The following is a 19,881-nucleotide window of genomic DNA, read 5'->3' on the forward strand; positions in this document are numbered from 1 at the left end:
TCGGCAGCAAGCGAGGTACACGATGGCATCGCACAACCATGAAACAACCACCGAACTCCGCTGCTCGTTGACCGGGCGACCGCTGACACCAGAAGAGGCGTATTGGGCACCGCCGTTGATCACGGCGCGTGACTTGATCACCGTCTTTTTCAAAACCCTGTTTACCAATCCGACAGCGCTAGGCGCGATTTTTCTCAGCGAGTTACCCAACGTGCCGTATGCACCAGAAGCGCGGCCTTTACTGGCCCGGCGTCGTTCCATTGAACAAGTCAAATTGCTCAGCCTCCTGTTCCTGATTGCCGTAGTGGTGGTAGCGCTGATCTTCTGGCTAGTCCAGTGAATGGGAGCGAATTCCAACCGGTCTCGACGACGGTAGGCGGTGGGCAACTGACTACCGGCCGACTAAGTACCGGTCGGCGTTGGCTGCTCAGTGGTTTGGCCATCGGCTTGCTCGTTGCTTTGACGCCGACCGGACGGGTTGTGTTGGCGACGACCTTCTGGCTCATTGCGCCGGGTTACCTGCTCGAACGCTATCTTCCCGGTGCGCGTCCGCATTGGTTGCTACGGATTGCGCTCTGGGTTGGGATCGGTTTGAGCATCCTACCGCTAGTTTACCTATGGACAACCGCCATCGGTGGAGCGGTGACGCCCGCTCTGCTGAGCGGAGGCGCATTCCTGTTAGCGATAAGCACCGGCGTTGCCGCTTGGCATGATCTCGCAGCCGTACACGATCGCCCATCAGCTGCGACGTGGTTGTTACTTACGATACTCGTTATCACCGCCGGGTTGCGCGCTGTGCAGATCGCCGATCTCGCTTTTCCACCGTGGGTCGACTCGGTTCATCACGCCTTGATGATCCGGGTTGCAGCCGAGACAGGGCGAGTGCCGTGGACGTTAACCCCCTACTTGCCAGTAGTTGACATGCCGTATCACTGGGGGTACCACGTGTTGATAGCCGCAGCGTGGCAGCTTAGCGGTGGTGAATTACCCGATGTAATGCTTTGGAGTGGCCAGTTCCTCAACTGGTTGCAGAGTGTAACGGCGGCAGCGTTGGCCTTGCTGTATTGGCGACGACCGGTGGCCGCGAGTGTAGCTGCCGTTATCGTTGGCTGCATTTCGTGGATGCCGGCTTACTACGTATCATGGGGTCGTTATACCCAACTAAGCGGGTTGTTGTTGTTGGTCGGCTTGGCAATCAGTTGGCACCATTGGCTGCGTGCCGGCGACAGACGGGAGCGGATCGGCTGGCTGGCTCTGATCATCCTCACGGCAATCGGTCTCAGTCTCGTGCATATGCGAGTCTTTGTGTTCGGCGGGGCACTGATTGCCGCAGAGAGTCTCGTGTGGGGCATTCGTCAGTCACGACGCACCATCAGCATCTACACGGGTCTCGTCGGGCTGGTCGGGGTTGGTGTTGCGCTCCTAGCAGCACCGTGGTGGTGGTTAATCCTCCGGCGCGTCTTATTACCGGCAGCAGTCGGCGAGCAGAGTTTAACCACCGGTGGTTCGTATGCGCGACTCAGCTACGACTTAATGTGGATTGGCCCGAACGAGTGGTTGGTCGCGTTGGCGTTGCTCGGCGCACTGCTCGGCGTTGCTCGGCGGCAACGGGCGACTACCATCCTCACGTTGTGGGTAGGTGGTCTGGTGGTGCTGACCAATCCGTGGCTGATCAGCTTTGTGTTGCCATCGGTAGGTGTGATTGTCTTGATCGTCGGTATTGTGCAGCGTCGTTGGCGTTGGGCTGGGATGGGGCTGCTCTTGTTGGCGATCAACCCGGCGACGGTACATCTGCCCTTTCTCTGGCTACTCCCGGTTGACATTGCTGCGATCAGTCTTTTTTTACCCCTCAGCAGCCTGATCGGCGGAGGGGTCGCATTGATCTGGCCGTCCCGACGCTGGTTGCAGATCGGTGGTGTTTGTGCTTTGATCGGGATTGCCCTGTGGGGTGCGCAGCAGCAACGTAACATCGTGAATCCGATCACCGTGTTGGCTACTACCGACGACCGCGTTGCTATGCGGTGGATCGATGAACATACTCCTACAGATGCACGCTTTCTCATCAACGCAGCACCCTGGCTACCGACCATCGAGCGCGGCAACGATGGTGGTTGGTGGATTACACCTCTCACCGGACGGTGGACAAGTACGCCGCCGGTTCTGATCACCTACGGCGACCCAACCGCCTTGCGCATAGCACGTCAGCTCAGCCAGCAAGTGATTGCGATTGGCAACGGTCAACCGATTGATCTGGTTCAACTGATCACCGATGCTCAGATCGACTACATCTACACCTCTCCGGCCGGCCCACTAACTCCGGCACAGATTGCCGGCCTGGGTTATGAGCCGGTATACACACAGGGTGGTGTTGTGATTTATCAGGTGCGAGCACCGTAGATCAGGTCAGGATCGACTACAACAGCGCCGGTGACGTTAGACCATCACGAACGCAGCCCAAGTCGTTACCGTACTGAGCTGGACCCCATTATTGTCCGATTATCCACCACCAATCACGCCATCCAACCAGTACCATGACATAGAGTATCAACATCACGCTCAGCACCGTATCAAACCGTTGCCAGCGGCGTGGTCGCGGACGGGCCAACCAACTAGCTCCGGCAACAACGATGAAAACGAGCATACCACTGCCGGCCAGGTAGAGTCGGTAGAGAGGGATGCTCGGATCAACCGGGCCGTGGGTCAAGCGCAGTACATTTTGCAAATCGGCAGCGATCGGTCCATCGGGTGGGAAGGCCGGTGCGAGTGGTGCAATAATCATAGCGAAGGGATTGAACGCGACTAGTGAGATGAGGGTAGGGTTAGGAACGGGATTGTTGGTGATGATCAGCGTCGCTGCTCCGACCCATACGAGCAGTGAACTATAGATTGCCACCAAGGCTGGCGGCGTTTGCTGGACTAAGGCTATCCAACCGAGACTATAAGCACCGCTAAGCAAGCCGCTTGTGAGGATCACGGCAAAGGCCCAGCCAATTTCAGGCCAGCTAAGGCTCCCAAACAACGGTAAGATGCTAAAGAAGGGTAGTGTGATCAGCACGACCAGGAGCATACCTCCCCACACAGCCAGCAAACGGGCAAACAAACGGGCAGGCGGTAACGCGGGTTGCAGGCCGGTCGGTGGTGACGTACTCGCGGCTACCAGTGGGGTTGTGACTATCACCCAACCTTGTAACGCCAGACAGAGACTCGTCGCAAATAACCGACCAATTTGCGCATGAGGAAGGGGAATAGCCTGCGGTGTTGCAACAATGATGTTGGTGAACCCCGACTGTTGGGCGATTAGCTGTGTGGCTGCGATCATTGCCAGCATTGTGCTAACGATCAGCACCGCGATGCGTCGTCGCCGGATCAGGTAGTGCCATTCTTCGCGCAAGATGACGCTCATGGTATTTCTCCCTGAACCCCACCGGCGGCAACCACACACCCAAGCCGATCGAGGTTGCCGTTGATCCGAAGCCGCACTTCACCGGCTCGCAAATATGGGTTGGCCGTCGGGATGGTGAAGTTGGCCGGATTGGTCAACGGAATGCTATTCCATTCGTCGGTGACCCAATTGTAGACTTGAATAGTGATATTATCCAAGGAGCCCGACGACTCAAGACGCACTTGAATGCTTGTAGCCTGTAGTGAGGAGAGTGCCGGTGGGAGGCGTAGGTGGAGATCGGCTGTGCTGCCGCTCAGTTGTATTCCTCGATCGTTGAGACAGCGTTTCGTCGTTGGATCGGTTACATCAAGACGCAACCAACCGGCGGGAAGATTAAGCTCGCCTTGACCGCTAATGGGTGGACGTAGCACCAACAGCGTCTCGCTGAGCTCAACCGTGAACTTTTCTCCGGCCAACGGATCACGATTGAGCCATGCCAACATAAACGGCCCCGGATCGAACCGATTTGGGAGCGTCGCGATGATCGCATCGATAAGGGAGCCACGGATACGAGTAATCTGTTCGACATTTGGACCGGTAAGCAAACCGTTATTCTGCAAGTCTTGTATGATCAATTGCCCAAGTGAATCACCGGTACTCGTTATCGGGAGACCGAGTGGCCAGCGCGCGACCGAACGCGCACCGGGGCGCAGGGTGCCGAAGAAGAGCAGATGATCACCGTAGACGAAATAGGTGTCGCGCAGGGTATACGGGCTATCGTTTTGCACATCAACCCGTAGCCGACCCTGATCGACAGTAAATATCGCCCGTATCGCCGGCGCCGGCAACAACGCAGTTGCCCATAACCCTTGGGCTTGCCATGGTTTGAGCTTGACCGCCATCTGTGTGGTCAATTGCGGCAGGTCCCTTTCGCTCCCATTCATCCCTTCGAGGTGACTCGCCACTCCTGAGAGCGGGCGAATCATGGTTGGGTAGGCAAACTCGATGTTCTCTATGCGGGGCATTGCCGACAGCATCACGATTGCCGTCTGGGCTTGAGCTTGTGCTGGATCGAGAACTTCGATCCACGTCAAACGGATGGCGGCGTGCGTAGGGGAGGCATTTGCAATCGCCCACCACACGCCTACGGTGCTGCTTATCATAGCAAATAATGCCAAGACGGCTGCCGGTACCACCTTTCGTCGCCACCAACCGATCATGAGTATGCCGGTAAGTGCTAAAGCGTACCACGTCAGCGCGGTCAGCGCTTGAGCGAAGGCTGGCAGGTCAAGCGTCGGTAGCTCGCTCAGCACCGGCAGAAGACGTTGTTCCTGGACGGTAGCAATCTGCGCAGTCGTGCCAAGAGCGGTTGGTAGCAACAAAGTCGGTTGCGCTAACGTACTCCAAAATAGTTCACGACCGGGCCAATCGGCCAATTGTTCGGGAGCGAAGGCCAATTGAGTAACACGCCCACGCCCTATCGGATATTCGATCCATGGCGGTGCGTTGGGATCACCGATTGCTTGCGCACCGACTACCGGCGCCAACTTCAAGCCGATCAACCGTGTTGTTAGCTCCAGCTTGCCGTACTCGGCGATTGGTTGGTTGTCAATGACCGTTACACCTTCGATCTGAGCAGCTTGTAACGCAGGTGGCAATGCAGCCAGCAGATCCACGGCGCTCACCCCACCGCCAACGATGAGGTGACCGCCGTTGGCAACCCATACTAGCAAAGCACTTTGTTGACTTGCCGTCAGTGGCTCGCTCAATGCAAACAGCGCTAATACGCTCAGAGTACTCAAGCCAAGTGGATGATCGGGCAGATCGTCGACGGTCAAACTATCGGTAGCAAATAGATCGCTATTCACCGGTGAAGGCCCGATCACAGCCCGCATCCGTTCGACCGGTCGCAAGAGGAGCAAGATGTCTTGTTGGGCGACAACTCCGGTATTGGTGGAAAGAATAACGGTAATTGCGCGCAGCGGTCGGGCAATAAACACATACAGCCAGACGACCTGCTCGGTATCGGCGGCGATACGGAATGTGCGTACATACTGTGTCGGCTCATCGATGAGTGAAGCGGTTAACGTGACCGTCACCGTAGGGCCTTGATTACGTAGCGTCGCGCGGATGGGTAGCCATTCGCCAACCACGTATTGACCGCCAAACGGGGTGAATACTTCCAACTCAATTTGGGCTTGGGCTAAGGTTTGTGCGGGCACACCGATCTGTACGACCAACAAGACGGTTAAGCAGTACAGCAGCAGAGCAAAACGCGACCGTCGTACAATCATACCAGAATGAACCTTGCACGTTAAGAGTGGCAATACCTAATTATACGAGAAGTTTTTGCCTGCTGTCAGCGTAATGCTTTGCCCACAGTTGTGCTCAATATTCTCTCCATCGGGCGTTTGGTCACGCCGATACATCAAGTATGTGCTATGATCAACGCAAAATGTCAACCGAAGTAGCGTGCAAGATTATGACGAACGAAAGCCCTATCAGCGAACGAGAGCGTGAAATCTTGCGCCTCGTCGCTACCGGTGCTACCAATCAGCAGATCGCAGTTGCCTTAAATATTAGTGTCAATACGGTCAAGGTGCATCTGCGGAATATCTTTGCCAAGATCGGCGTTGAGTCGCGGACTGAGGCCACAGTGTATGCTATTCGGAATGGGATTGTAACCGTTGGCGAGACAGGAACCGTGATCAACGATGAGACATTGGCTACTGGAGAGGAGCCGGTCACTACCGAGCCGGTCTCTGCACCGATCGCTGCCGAACCTGAACCGCTCATCACCAAACCATCGGCGACCGAGGTGTCGTCCGTGTGTGCCGAAGGAGCAGAGCCAGTCACGACCGAGCCGGTCTCTGCTCCGACCACTGCTGAACCTGAACCGCTCATCACCAAACCATCGGTGACCGAGGCGTCGCCTGTGCGTGCCGAGCCGGTTCCAATCCCTCTACCGGCGCCTGAATTGACCGCATCTACTCAACCACAATCTCAGGCTATGCACAGGTGGTTTTGGCCGATTGGATTAGTGGTCGTGATCGTCATAGCTAGCATCACATTTTTCGTGAATACGCGCTTAGCGGCTAATCCACCGGTACCCGTCGTTTCGACCACGTCCGTTCTTATCGATTCCACTCAACGTTGGTTTATTCGCCAGCCACTCGACGAGCCACGCGATCATTTTGCGCTTGCCGGTTACGATCTCGAGCGACGACTCTATGTTATTGGTGGCATACGCAACAATACCGTTGTCGCCACCGTCGATCGCTACGATCCCGATACCAATCGTTGGGTAACTCTCACCGACAAGCCAACCGCAGTGAGCTATGCCCGCGCCATCACCCTCCGTGGTCAAATCTTTGTACCCGGTGGTGAAGACGAGAACGGGACGGTCAGTGACCGGCTCGAGATCTACGATCCGCGCGAACAGCGTTGGTACAGCGGTGCGCCCTTACCCGCACCGCGGAGCCGCTACGCCCTGGTTGCGTGGGAAGGTCAATTGTACCTCATTGGCGGTTGGGATGGCACGACGATTCGGGCTGAAGTCTTTATCTACGATCCGGTACTCGACCGTTGGGAGACGGGGCCGTCGTTACCACAGCCACGGCAATACGCCGGTGTAACCATTGCCGATGGGCGACTGTACCTGATCGGTGGTGAGGGGAGCAACGGCCCATTGCGCGAGAGTGCATGGCTCGAACCACCGAACAGTCCGAGTCGGCGTTGGATGGTCATTGCCCCGTTGCCGCAGGCGATCGCTCGCCCGGCAGTGATTGGTCTCTCTAACGCCTTGTTAGTCTTCGATAGCGAACGCCGCGAAAGTCTCTCATATGACATCGCTGCCGATGCATGGAGTAAGGTGTCGTTGCCGGCAGACGCGCAAGTATTTCCCGATGCCGTCTTGCTCGGTCAAAACGTCTATTTCGTGGGCGATAGCCATGCACAAGGTACATTGAGCGAGTATCGCGCCTTGTACGTCATCTTCATTCCCGGTCAGTAGGATGAGAATGGTAGACCCTGATCCACTGCTCGGCTAACCGATCCCAGTCATATCGTCGGGCCTGTGCGACTGCTGCTGACGCCATCGCCATGCGCCGTACTGGGTCGGCAAGCAATTCATTGATGGCTGTGGCCAGCGCTTGTGCATCACCGGGTCGCACTACTATCCCCGCAGCACCGAAGTCAAGCATCTCAGCCCGATCACCGACATCACCGGTGATGACCGGTACACCTAATGCCAAACTCTCGATCAGCTTGAGTGGTGAACGTGCGCGGGCGACGGCGTCATCGTAGACCGGATCAACACTCAGATCGGCGAGGGCAAGTAACCCGCGCACCGTTGTGTGTGGTACGTATCCGGTGAATATGACGCGGTCGTGCCACGGTTGGCGCGCAACATTCGCTTGCACGGCAGCCAAATCCTCACCGCCACCGATGATGAGGAGACGTGCGGTTGGATGTTGCGTTACGACCTGCGTGAATGCCGCAATCAACAGATCAACGGGATGGTTGTGCAGGGCAACCGTACCAACGTAAGCGATGACCGGTCCTTCGTCAAGGCCCAGCGCGTGCGCAAGAGCTGTGCGGATTGAGTCCGGTGGCACGGTGAATTGCGCGATGGCTACCCCGTTGGGAACGATAACGCATGGTTTGCCGGGTTGTCCCAGTTGGGCGGCGAGATAGTGCGTATTGACGGTGATGCCAACAGCCAGGCGTGGTAGGAGCCATTGCCAGAAGGCAAACATCGCCCGTTGCCAACCGGCAGTTACACGATTGGCAGTCACTTCATCGTCGTCACAATCAACAAAAAAGGATTTTCGGCGCAACAGGCATACCGCAATGATTGCCGCCATGCCATTAATCGGTTGCGGTTTGCCCAGATGGTAGTAATCTGCCGGCGAACAGAGTACTCCCCAGATCAGACCTAACGTTGAACGGATCACCACCCACAGCAAGGCGAGCGGGCTGAAACGCACCGTGGTGTTGCCAGTTTTGCGGGCATGCATCTGGCCCACATACCAGACCTCGACCCCATCGGCGACGAAGCGACGTTGATGGCAGGTAGCGAAATCGGGATGCAGGGCCAACAGACGCACGTGCCACCCACGCCGAACCAGACCGCGCGCGATATTGAAATACCGCCGGCCCGACGGTCGGTCAATACCCATTGGGAGGAGAAACACGATCCGCATGCTAGGTTGTTCCCTGCAACTCACGCGCGAGATTGGCGATAATCTGAACCAACCGCGGCCACGACTCGGCTCGTTCGGCAGCCGCTGTTTGTAGATTCGCCGTAAAGCGCGGCCCTAAATCCTCTTGGAAATAGCGAATAATCGCCCCAGCCAGCGCATTGGCATCTTGCGGTGGCACGATCAAGCCGTTTACCTCATCTTGCACAACCTCAGGCAACCCACCGACATGGGTAGTGATGACCGGTTTGCTCGCACCGAACGCTAACTGCACGACAGCGCTCTGAGTTGCGGAAATATAAGGTAAAACTACTACATCAGCCGTGGCGAAGATCGCAGGAATCTCTTCATTTACCACGTAGCGATTCACGAAGGTAATATACTGCGCAACATCAAACTCTGCGGCATAGCGCTGATAATAGGCTAACGATCCCCAAATCTCCCCAACGACTACCAAATGGACATCAAGATGTTGACATACTTTGGCCAGTGCTTGGATTAAATATTCAAGACCTTTGTATGGTCGCACAAAGCCAAAAAAGAGCAATACTCGTCGTTGCTCGGGGATGCCCCATTGTGTGCGCAAGTGTGCGATGGTTGCCGTCGGTGTCTCGGTCAAGATCGGCTCGTATGTTGGAAGGAAGGCCTTGACGATCCGGACATCCGGTGCCAATGCTCGTGCCCGATAGTAATCGGGATCGCTATGGACAATGAGCGCGTCGGCACGCCGCAAGACGGTGGATGTCAAACGACGGTCAATGACGCCACCACCATCATGGGGTAAGACGTTGTGGCAAATGATAGCAATGTTCGTGGGTGGTGGGCGTTTGAGCAGACTGGAAATCACCGTGAGGCTCGGTGTCCAATAAGGAACCCACCATTGCAGCAACAGCAGATCGGGCCGATCGACCCGCACGCGCCGCACTAACCGCCACCACGTGAGCGGGTTTATTGGATCGAGAATGTACTCACACTCCACACGCAACGGGTTCGAGCTTGGATCACGGTCACTCCGGCCAGGGAAGAGCCATGCCGGATACTGACGAGTAAAGGAATAGAAGAATGTGGTGTGACCGGCTGCACGCAAATAGCGTACCAGCAACGTCGTATACTGCGCAATCCCACCACGAAAAGGGTACGTCGGACCAACAACTGCAAGACGCACTAGCGAATTCTCCAAATACTCACGCCGTCTTGGCGGTAGATAAGCTCATACAACGGTGTGGCGTCAATTTGCGCCGGATCGAGATATTCGTCAGGCGGATTAGCCGCCGGGCCATTGTACAGATACGCAAAACCAAGTGAACGCAGTGCTGCTGCCGCTTCTGCACTACCAATTGGGTATTGTTGTATCGCTTGATGCTGTTCACGGATGATCTGCAACAGATTCGGCGGGTTGGTTGCCTCAAAGCCGACGGCCATCGGCAACAGATTCGTTCGCCGTCCGGTCAGAAAGGTCAACCACCAGCCTCCATCGTTACCGGCGTAAACATAGCCGCCGTAGGCTGCAAACCCGTTGACGAAAATCGCTGCATCTGGTGGGAGATGATCACGAATCCATGCTGCGGCTTTCAGATCGGCAGGGGTAGCAAGTTGGTAGGCCGGATCGAGGATCGTCGCCTGAAAATACGATCCCCACCCGACAACGAGGATACCACTCCCCAAGTGGATGGCAACGAGTGCAGTTGCAGCGTGACGAGGCAGGGTGATCATCAGGCGTGCGATTAGCCTGAACAGCGCCACGATACCCGCACCGGCAGCCGGTGCAATCACCAGGTAGGCCCCGATCAAGACGGTAAAGGTGGAGATCAAACCCTGCCCGTTCAGGCCGATCAATTGCGGGTTCGCGACCATCCATGCTAAATAGGCCCAGAGCGCGAGCACGATCCCACCGAGCTGCCGTCGCCAGAGCAGACTACCCAAGCCCAACGCGGCCAAAGGGAAGAGACCATGCTGAAATGCTGCCCCGACGGTTTCGAGTGAAAAAGGATTACTGGCTTCACTATTGTTGAGGACGAGGTTCGTAGTCAGTCGCGTGATCTGCCCCTCTCGTACTCGCCATAGCCAAGGCAATGCCAGCAGCAGTGTGCCGATAGCACCGATGGCTCCTACCGTCAGGAAGCGGATCAATGCTCGACGTTCGATTGGCCAAGCCGTCACGAGCACCGTTACCGTGTAGGCTACCAGCAGGCAGATCGCAAGGATCGCGACCCGGTAGTGACTGACCACCAAGCCAGCACTGGCGATGATGACCAGCACCAGCGGCCTGACCAGGGAACGCCATGACCGTTGCGGCTGCAAAGCGCTGTCGATCAACGTCATCCACGCTATCCCTGCCGCCGGCAAGACCGTCTGTCCGGCTAACTGCGTGTAGCGTCCCCAATTGACGTAATAAGCCGGATACACACTCACAAAGCCCACGATCACCGCAGCCCATACACCGGTCAGACGCGAATTGGTAAGTTGTGCAGTCAACAAATACATCAACGGTACTGACAAGCCGTTCATCACCTGCCCTACCCAGATCACTGCTTGGGTTGCCGGGATACCGGCGAGCCAATGCCACCAAGCACCTATCGTGTGAAACGCATAGTGATAGGTGAAGGTGACGGCAGGAGCATAAGGTTCCCATGATCGGAACAGGCCACCGTGGTCGATAAGGAGCTGGGTGATCACCGTATGATGATACGAATCACCGTAAAACCCCAGCGGCACATCACGCACAAGAAACAAGCGTACCGCACAGGCTGCACCGGTTAGCAAGATCAACACCCATCCGATCAAGTGGTGGCGTGGTTGAATTGGTAGAGCAGCTTGTCGCCAATTGCCTGAAGCAGGAGCGATTCGGCGTATCGCCGATGTCTGCGGCCACAAGGCCAGTACTGCACAGCCACCGATAACCAACCAGGCAGACAGTCCATTCCAGCGCCAGCCGATAGGTTCACTGAACAGGAGGATGAGAGGAAGGACCGTGCAACTCAGACTTGCCGCGTATGCCAGGCGTTCAAACCAGGGCAACGGGCTAGGGTGGAGCCAACGTAAGAGGGCTAACCCCGGTAGGGTAAACAGCATCCCGCCGCTGATCACAACTAATGGAGTGCGGAAGAATGACCACGGCAGCCACCAAAGCAATCCCGGTACGGCTATGCTAATCATTGCCGCCAGCCAAATCGCTGCCAGCCAGATCGTTGTGCGCGAGGAAGTGAGTTTGCCGGCAATCATGACCAACCGTGTTCGATGATCAACGTCAACACACTATGCAAGCCCGCTTATTGTAGCACGCCTACGTGTTCGTCGATCAACACGGTGCAACGCTCGATTTACGCATTAAACTGTGACCAGAAGAGCCGCTCGTATTCGCGGGCAGCCTGATCAACTTTTTCTTTCGACATCAGGTTCATCCGCACGAGGAGTTGACCGATACTTAACCGTTTGCCTTGCATATCAAGCCTAATCTGCTCGGCCAACACATCTTCCAATTGGGCTGCGGTAATGTAACCTTTCTCAACGAGATACTCACCCAACACCTGCGGTGCAGTGCGTGCTCGACTGCGCTCTTGTTGTTGGATGATCAAGGCCTTGGCCAGCTTTGCCGGAGTGATTAATCCGCGCTTCAAAAGTAACTGGCCCAGCCGTCGATCGGATTTCAGCAAACTTGTCCGTCGTTGCTCAGTCAACGCTTCGTGTAGTTCAGCTTCACTAATCGCACCAATCGAGACCAAAATATCGCCGATCAGTCGTGGTTTGGGCTGTTCGTGGAAATAAGACGTTTTTACATCGCTCAGCAAGCGTTTGGTGTGGATTTCGTTCAAGCGTTGTTGGGCAAATGCGTCAGACGGATCCAGGGCGAGTCGCGATTCCAAATAGGCAATAACGAGTTCTTCGTTGTCTGGATCGAGGACCGCAGCGCGTTCAAGACAATCTTTGCGCTGCCGTGGATTCTGCACGAGTTTGCTCAGTGCCAGCCATGCATCGCGACATTGATAGCCTTCGATCAAATGCTGACGGATCATCACGAGATCGCTATTATGGGCAGCGACAAATGGGCATGGAACCGGGCACTGTTTCATGACAGGCGACCTTAGAAGAGTAATGGAACTTCGTTATGATGTGAAGTACCTCACCGCTAGAACAGATAGAATATAGCTTTATATTATACACGCCTACCGTACTGTTGCCTAGGAGTTGTTATGGTTATCGTAAACACCATCGTTACCGGTTTGGGTAACATTGGGCGAACCCTGCTTGAGTTGCTAGCTCGTGATCCTGATCGGTTATTGCACCGATACGGTTTTACCCTGCGCATCGTAGGAGCAGCCGACTCTACGGGGGTAGCCCTCGATCCGGCCGGGCTTGATCTATCGGCGGTTGTTGCGGCGAAACGGCAGGGATTAGGGGTACGCACATTATCAGCCTTTCGTCCCGATCTGGATGTGGTTGCGCTCGCTGCAACGGCTGCGTATGATCTGTTACTAGAAGCTACACCTACGAACCTCCGCGACGGTCAGCCTGCGCTCGATATCGTGCGGGCCGCGTTACGTCGTGGGAAGCCGGCAGTGCTTGCCAGTAAGGGACCGTTGGTACTCGCCTTTGCCGAATTGGCAGCCCTGAGCGATTGGGCCGATGATCTTTCACCGCGCAGTCCGCGTCCGGCGCTACGCTTCTCCGGCGCCGTAGGTGGCGCGCTACCAACCATCAACTTCGGTCGCCGTGATCTGGCCGGTGCGCAGATTGAACGGGCCGAGTTGGTTGTAAACAGCACCACGCAAGTTATCCTCGAACAGATGGCCGCCGGCGCCGATTTTGCCGGCGCTCTGGCCGAAGCCCAACGACAGGGGATCGTCGAACCGGACCCAGCACTTGACGTTGATGGCTGGGATGCTGCCAACAAGCTGGTGATCTTTGCCAACGCGGTGCTCAGGCAGCCAACAACCCTAGCCGATGTAACGGTGCGCGGGATTCGTGAGGTGACGATGGCAGAGCTGGCAGCAGCTTGGGGCGCCGGTGGTCGGGTGTCGTTAGTAGCGCTGGCCGAGCGTCAGCCCGATGGTCGTTACGCCATGTCCGTTGCCCCAACCGTCCTTGGTCGCGAACATCCACTCGCCCGCTTAGCGCAGGGTGAGATGGGATTTGTGATATATACCGATACCGCCGGTCGTTCAACGATCAGCAGTCTTGAAGACGGGCCTTTGGGCACGTGTCAAGCGATGTTACGTGATGTGATCGAGATTATGTGGCGCTAGGTCGTTACGGAATCAACCCCAACCGTCGCCCACGTGCCACCGCTTGCGTGCGTGAGGCGACCCCTAGTTTGTTAAAGATATTGTTGATATGCGATTTCACCGTACTCACCGCGATCACCAAACTTGCCGCAATCTCATGATTGCTGCGGCCCTCGGCCATCAGGCGTAAGACCTCGATCTCACGCTGGCTCAGTGGTTCGGGTAGGGTTGACGGTGCCGGTGTTATCGGCATACTCACCGGCAAAGGTTCATCTTGGTCTAAGCGGGAAAGGATGTATTCACCGTAGGCGGGTAAGCGTTGGCGCGCACTCAGTTGGTGCAATATCATGCGGAGCGATGCACCGGCTTGCACAAACGGTGTAACGATTCGTTCAACCGTCGCCAAATCAAGTGCGGTCAAGATTATGTCGGTCACATCTTCACCGACAGCAAGGAGGGCCAGCCCGCGCAGCAGAGAGGCATCAAGCGGAGCTAGCATTTGCCAGATCTCACCTTGCATCGGCGCGGCCAATGCTGCGGCCAGGGCATAGAGTTCAGTGCTATTGCTGGCAGCGTGGGCCCGCGCCAATCGCCATTCGTACTGGGCGCGGGTAATATGTTCGCGCGCGTAGAAAGCGGCGATCGGTATCATCCGAAACTCAACCGGCGGGTGCAGTTGTGCTTCGAGCAGATGCTCGGCGGTCACGAGATCACCCTGTTCTAGTGCCAATTGAGCCTCGAAACCGTTCAACACCGCTAGCACCCAATCAATCTTACGTTGACGGGCCAGAAAGCGGGCCTGCCGCACAACACGTAATGCACCGGCCACATCGCCTCGTGCCCGATTGATCCGTGCCGTCACGATCAACAGACACAAATAGCTCGTTGTGTTCCCCGGCTTGATCGAACTCTCGGCTTCGGCCAATGCCGGCAATGCTCCGGCAAACTCATGACGCACACCGTGCAGGTCGGCAATCGCCAGAAAAGGCAACCCGATACCGGGTGATGCGCGATCGCGGTTGCGTTGCAGCATGTGGTTAATGGTCTCGCGACACGTCTGAATAGCAGTGCCGATCGAACCGCGCAGCGTTTTCGTATACGCATCATCGCTGGTAGCCATCGCCGAGATATAAGGCAAGCCGGCATTGAATCCATTGACAATTGCCTCACTAAACGCTTGCTCGGCACGCACCAGATCGCCTTGAGCGAAGTATGTATATCCCAAATCTTTAGCAATTCGCATCCGTAGGGCTTGATTATCGGTTTGCAACCATGCCAACGCTTGTCGCCCCTCTTGCAGCACCTGGTCGTTATCACCGCGTAATACAGCCAGTCGGACGTGCACTGCGCTCAATTCGCCGCGCAGATTCGCAATTGGCCCAAACGGCGTCGCAGTTCCACTCGCGACCCTGGCCAATGCTCGCTCAGCCACGGCGATCCAATACGCGGCATCTTCCATCTGATAGTCGGTAGTCGCCAGCCATGCACGTAACAGGGCTAAACGCGGATGTTGCTCGAAGGCCGTATCGGGGATTTGCAGCAACCAGCGGCGCAGCGTGGTTTCACCCACCTGTGACACCACCGCCAAGCCAATCGGTTCAATCATTGCGACTACGTCATCAAACGCCTGTGCGCGTAAGGCATGGTTGATGGCAAGCGGCAATATACCATGGGCAGCAAACCATGCGCTGGTCCGCTGGTGAAGTAGGGCGATGTGGTCTGGGCTACTCCCGGTTTCGAGCCGTTCACGCAGCACATCGGCGAAGAGATGATGATAACGGTACCAATTACGCTCAGTATCGAGCGGGAAGAGAAACAGGTTGTTGCGTTCAAGTTCGGCCAAGATCAACTGGCTGTACGAACTGTGGCTCTGTTCATTACTTCCTCTTTCATTGATGCTGATCACCGTATCACACAACGGTCCGCACAGCCGGTCAAGGATCGACGTTTGCAACAAAAATTGTTGGATGTGGGATGGTTGTTGGTTAAAGACATCTTCGATCAGGTAATCAACCAAGTAACGATTACCGGAAATAATGGTATCAACCGGTTTACCTTGGTGCGAATGATGGCGTAAAGCCAGCGCCGCTAAATGAAGACCGGCCGGCCAGCCCTCGGTACTCTCCAGCAGCGCAACAATGTGTTCCCGTTCGAGGGGCAACTCCATTTCTTCAAGCAAAAACGCCGCCGCTTCTTCAGGGGTAAAGGCCAGATCAAAACTGCGCAGTTCGGCTAACTGCCCTCGTGCTCGCCAGCGTGCAAGTGGCAACGGTGGATCACTACGAGTGGCGATGATCAATCGGCAGCGTTGGGGGAGATGTTCGACGAGAAAAGTTATTGCGTGATGGATCTGGTTATCGGTGATCGTGTGATAGTCGTCGAAAACAATGATCGTTGCATCGCCTATTTCGGCGAGATCGTTCAGCAACTCGGTGCACCACTGTTCCGCATCCAGACCAACTTCGGTTTCGCGCCACGCTTGAAGCTGTGCCCGTCGCGTCGGTGGCAAGTGAGGTAATGCTTCCACCAAATACACGAACAACCGGCGTAGATCATTATCGGCGGCATCGAGGGTCAACCACGCAATCTGCGGCCATTCCTTGCGGGACTCACCGATCCATACGGTGAGCAGCGAGGTTTTGCCGTAACCGTCCGGTGCGGTGATCAGAACAACCCGACTGTGTAAGGCGTACCGCAACCGTTCGTACAGGCGAGGACGGGCTAACAGCGACGGACTTGCTTCCGGTGGTTGCAGTTTGGTGCGTACCAACGGCATCATACCCCAACTCCGTCTTGCTTTCTAGGGTGATGTATCTAGTGTACCACGCCTAATATGGTGTTAGCCGGCTGAACAAACCCAGATCGTCGATTTAGGGGAATCTCCCTAATGATGCTCTAGGAGGAACACCCTATGCGCATTCAGGGTTGTCGGTATGGGCAAGCCGGCGTCACTGTGCTTCAATGCATATATCAGGATCAGACCGATTACTTCGCACACATGGAGGTGTACCCGGCAACAAAGGTATTTGGCGTCCAGGTATATCCGCAACAGTGACGTTGGTTTATGTTCAAGGAGGACTCTGTCATGTCGTCGAAGAAAATTCTGTGGTTCGTTCTGTCGTTGATGACGGTATTTGCGTTCATGGTGAGCGCATGTGGTGGTGGCAGTACCGGTGGCAGCAGTAGTGGTGGCAGCAGTAGTGGTGGCAGTACCGGTAGTAGCACCGGTGGCAGCAGCCAGCAGCTTGCGGTTGGGATCGTCCTTCCCACTAAAGATGAACCCCGCTGGATTCAAGACGAGACCCGCTTCCGCGAAGCGCTGCAACAGGCCGGCTATCAGGTTGAAATCCTGTTCAGCCAAGGCTCATCGGCCAAAGAAAAAGAGAATGTTGAGGCCCTGATTGCCAAAGGCATCAAGGTACTGATCATCTGCCCGCACGATGGTACGGCTGCGGCGGCGGCTGCCGAAGCGGCTAAGGCTGCCGGTGTTAAGGTTATTTCCTACGACCGTCTCATTCGTGAGACCGATGCTGTTGACTATTACGTTACCTTCGACAGCATTGCCGTGGGCGCCCAGCAGGCCCAGTATCTGGTCGATAACGCGAGTGGCAGCGGCAACCCGCTCTACCTGTACGCCGGTGCAGCCTCTGATAACAATGCCTTCCTCTTCTTCGAGGGAGCATGGAAGGTGCTCCAGCCCAAGATCGCCGATGGTACCTTCGTGATCAAGAACTCGAGCGAGGCAGTTGCACTCCAGAACAAGCTCGACCTCACCCGCGACGAGATGGCGAAGATCATCGGTCAAATTACGACCAACTGGGACTTCAACACCGCCAAGAACCTTGCCGAGGCTAATCTGACCGCTGCAACCGCCGCCGATAAAGGTACAGTCTACATTCTCGCACCTAATGACGGTACTGCGCGTGCGATTGCCGATGCCTTCGCCGCCGACAAGGACGTAACCAAATACTTCGTCACCGGCCAAGATGCCGAGAAGGCTTCAGTGCAGTACATCATCGATGGTCGCCAGTCAATGACCGTCTTCAAAGACGTGCGCACGCTGGTCAAAGATGCGATCAGTGCTGCTGTGGCCCTGCTTGAAAACAAGCAGCCTGAGGCGCGTGGCTCCTACAACAACGGCAAGAAGGACGTGCCGGCCATTCAATCGCCGGTGGTGACCGTCACCCGTGACAACGTGCGCGCCGCTCTTATTGACTCCGGTTATTATAGTGCCAGCGATTTCACTAATCTCCCGTAAGGCTGTCGTGATGTAATAAGGAAGGGGTCGTGCGGTCTCATCCGTCTCGGGCCGCCACCCTTTCCCCAATATCAGCGGTTCATCCACTGAAGCGGTGCGTGTATGGAAACCCCTATTCTCGAAATGCGCCACATCACCAAAGAGTTCCCCGGTGTACGTGCGCTTGACAACGTGACGTTTAGTGTCAAGCGCGGCGAAATCCACTGTCTCGTCGGGGAGAATGGCGCCGGTAAATCCACTCTCATGAAGGTACTTAGCGGTGTTTATCCGTATGGTACTTACAGCGGTGAAATTCTGATCAACGGTCAACCTCAACGCTTTACCGGCATTGCTGATAGCGAACGGGTAGGGATTGGTATCATCTATCAAGAATTGGCTCTGGTACCGGAATTAACCGTCTACGAAAATATCTTTCTCGGCCACGAAATTAGTCGCAACGGGATCATTGACTGGAACGAAACCATCCGCCGTGCCGATGGAATGTTGCGTAAAGTCCGCCTCAATGTGAATCCGGCAGCAAAAATCCGCGATCTCGGTGTAGGAAAGCAGCAACTGGTCGAAATTGCGAAAGCACTAAGCCGGGAAGTCAAGATTCTGATCCTCGATGAGCCAACCGCTGCGCTCAACGAAGATGATAGTGAGAATTTATTGAATCTGTTACGTGAATTGCGCGATAACGGCGTGACCTGTATTCTCATTTCGCACAAATTGAAAGAGGTGTTATCGGTCGCGGATACGGTGACGGTGCTACGCGATGGGAAGACGGTCTGCACACTCGATGCCCACAAAGGTGAGGTGAACGAGCAGACCTTAATTCGCAATATGGTTGGTCGTGAAATTACCAACATCTACCCCCCGCGTACCCATCAGCCTGGTCACGAGGTGGTGCTGGAACTGCGCAATTGGTCGGTCTTCTCACCTGACGTCGGTCGCTATCTACTCCGTGATGTCAATATACAGGTGCGTAAAGGTGAGATCGTTGGTTTAGCCGGGCTAATGGGTGCCGGTCGGACCGAACTCGCGCTCAGTATCTTTGGGAATGCGCCGGGCTACCGCTTAAGTGGCGAATTGTGGCTCAAGGGGCGCAAACGGCTGTTCCACCACCCGCGTGAAGCAATTGCCGCCGGGATGGCGTATGTCTCAGAGGATCGGAAGGCGAAAGGTCTCGTGTTGATCCAGGATGTGCGTCAGAATATCACGCTGGCCAACTTGCGGGCATTGGCAACTAATGGCGTGATCGACCGCAATGCCGAGATTCAGATCGCCGAAAACTATCGCAAATCGCTCAATATCAAAACACCAACCATTGAGCAGCAAGTAGCGAATTTGAGTGGTGGCAATCAACAGAAAGTATGTCTCGGTAAATGGCTGTTTGTTCGACCCGATCTTCTGATCCTCGATGAACCGACCCGTGGTATTGATGTCGGGGCGAAATACGAGATTTATCAGTTGATGAACCAACTGGTGAGCGAAGGGATGAGCATTCTGATGATCTCGTCGGAATTGCCCGAAGTGTTGGGAATGAGTGATCGCGTCTACGTCGTGTCCGGTGGGCGTATCAAAGGTGAGCTGCCGATTGTCGAGGCGACCCAAGAGAAGATTATGGCGTTGGCAGTAGATTACTAATGTTACGAAGCGCACCGTGCGCCGCTCATAGTCGGCACACTGGTGTTTAGCAAATGATTACCGAACGGAGGCTGTCAGGGCGGGTGCAATGCCATCTGTCATTGCGAGCGGAGCGAGCAATCTGCCGCACGTTAAGATTTCTCGGGCGCTGGTGCGCCCTCGAAATGACAGCAGGGGTCAGGGTGAGCGCAG

Annotated in this window: 13 protein-coding genes; 6 read left to right on the forward strand and 7 right to left on the reverse strand. The window is 55.8% G+C overall.

Features of this window, described 5'->3' with window-relative positions; translation table 11 throughout:
- Positions 1 to 22 precede the first annotated feature (22 nt).
- Both AC01ZF_RS06790 and AC01ZF_RS06795 read left to right on the forward strand, forming a co-directional pair.
- A complete protein-coding gene (locus tag AC01ZF_RS06790) occupies positions 23 to 340 on the forward strand; it encodes a hypothetical protein (protein ID WP_424676103.1) in 318 nt (105 codons plus the stop codon).
- Positions 337 to 2,397 carry a hypothetical protein gene (locus AC01ZF_RS06795; protein WP_424676102.1) on the forward strand — a complete coding sequence of 687 codons (2,061 nt, stop codon included), beginning with the start codon at positions 337 to 339 and terminating at the stop codon, positions 2,395 to 2,397. Before AC01ZF_RS06790 ends, AC01ZF_RS06795 begins: the two co-directional genes overlap by 4 nt.
- A gap of 88 nt (positions 2,398 to 2,485) precedes the next feature.
- Here the strand turns inward: AC01ZF_RS06795 and AC01ZF_RS06800 are convergent, their stop codons facing one another.
- On the reverse strand, positions 2,486 to 3,403 hold the full coding sequence (locus AC01ZF_RS06800; protein WP_476575227.1) for a hypothetical protein: 918 nt from the start codon (positions 3,401 to 3,403) through the stop codon (positions 2,486 to 2,488).
- A complete protein-coding gene (locus tag AC01ZF_RS06805; protein WP_428112946.1) occupies positions 3,400 to 5,676 on the reverse strand; it encodes a hypothetical protein in 2,277 nt (758 codons plus the stop codon). The genes AC01ZF_RS06800 and AC01ZF_RS06805 overlap by 4 nt, the downstream gene beginning before the upstream one ends.
- Before the next feature lie 188 nt (positions 5,677 to 5,864).
- Here AC01ZF_RS06805 and AC01ZF_RS06810 point away from each other — a divergent pair, with 188 nt between their 5' ends.
- Complete coding sequence (locus tag AC01ZF_RS06810) at positions 5,865 to 7,394, forward strand: LuxR C-terminal-related transcriptional regulator (protein ID WP_424676099.1); 1,530 nt, start codon at positions 5,865 to 5,867, stop codon at positions 7,392 to 7,394.
- Here AC01ZF_RS06810 and AC01ZF_RS06815 read toward each other — a convergent pair.
- The 4 genes from AC01ZF_RS06815 to AC01ZF_RS06830 form a co-directional block, all read right to left on the reverse strand.
- Positions 7,378 to 8,586 carry a glycosyltransferase family 4 protein gene (locus AC01ZF_RS06815; protein WP_424676098.1) on the reverse strand — a complete coding sequence of 403 codons (1,209 nt, stop codon included), beginning with the start codon at positions 8,584 to 8,586 and terminating at the stop codon, positions 7,378 to 7,380. The two genes, AC01ZF_RS06810 and AC01ZF_RS06815, sit on opposite strands and share 17 nt — an antisense overlap.
- Before the next feature lies 1 nt (position 8,587).
- The gene (locus AC01ZF_RS06820) at positions 8,588 to 9,763 is read right to left on the reverse strand and encodes a glycosyltransferase (protein WP_424676097.1); all 1,176 of its coding nucleotides are present in this window, start codon (positions 9,761 to 9,763) and stop codon (positions 8,588 to 8,590) included.
- On the reverse strand, positions 9,748 to 11,805 hold the full coding sequence (locus AC01ZF_RS06825; RefSeq protein ID WP_428112944.1) for a DUF6541 family protein: 2,058 nt from the start codon (positions 11,803 to 11,805) through the stop codon (positions 9,748 to 9,750). The genes AC01ZF_RS06820 and AC01ZF_RS06825 overlap by 16 nt, the downstream gene beginning before the upstream one ends.
- A 98-nt stretch (positions 11,806 to 11,903) precedes the next feature.
- Complete coding sequence (locus tag AC01ZF_RS06830; RefSeq protein WP_424676095.1) at positions 11,904 to 12,653, reverse strand: cyclic di-GMP-binding domain-containing protein, MshE-related; 750 nt, start codon at positions 12,651 to 12,653, stop codon at positions 11,904 to 11,906.
- A gap of 120 nt (positions 12,654 to 12,773) precedes the next feature.
- Here AC01ZF_RS06830 and AC01ZF_RS06835 point away from each other — a divergent pair, with 120 nt between their 5' ends.
- On the forward strand, positions 12,774 to 13,826 hold the full coding sequence (locus AC01ZF_RS06835; protein ID WP_424676094.1) for a homoserine dehydrogenase: 1,053 nt from the start codon (positions 12,774 to 12,776) through the stop codon (positions 13,824 to 13,826).
- Positions 13,827 to 13,830: 4 nt separating this feature from the next.
- Here the strand turns inward: AC01ZF_RS06835 and AC01ZF_RS06840 are convergent, their stop codons facing one another.
- Complete coding sequence (locus AC01ZF_RS06840) at positions 13,831 to 16,584, reverse strand: winged helix-turn-helix domain-containing protein (protein ID WP_476575228.1); 2,754 nt, start codon at positions 16,582 to 16,584, stop codon at positions 13,831 to 13,833.
- A 306-nt stretch (positions 16,585 to 16,890) separates the two neighbouring features.
- On the opposite strand from AC01ZF_RS06840, the gene AC01ZF_RS06845 reads away from it, so the two are divergent.
- Together AC01ZF_RS06845 and AC01ZF_RS06850 are read left to right on the forward strand one after the other, a co-directional pair.
- Positions 16,891 to 18,063 carry a sugar ABC transporter substrate-binding protein gene (locus AC01ZF_RS06845; RefSeq protein WP_424676092.1) on the forward strand — a complete coding sequence of 391 codons (1,173 nt, stop codon included), beginning with the start codon at positions 16,891 to 16,893 and terminating at the stop codon, positions 18,061 to 18,063.
- Positions 18,064 to 18,165: 102 nt separating this feature from the next.
- On the forward strand, positions 18,166 to 19,689 hold the full coding sequence (locus AC01ZF_RS06850) for an ATP-binding cassette domain-containing protein (protein WP_424676091.1): 1,524 nt from the start codon (positions 18,166 to 18,168) through the stop codon (positions 19,687 to 19,689).
- Positions 19,690 to 19,881: the final 192 nt, after the last annotated feature.

Source organism: Chloroflexus sp. (genome assembly GCF_056331925.1).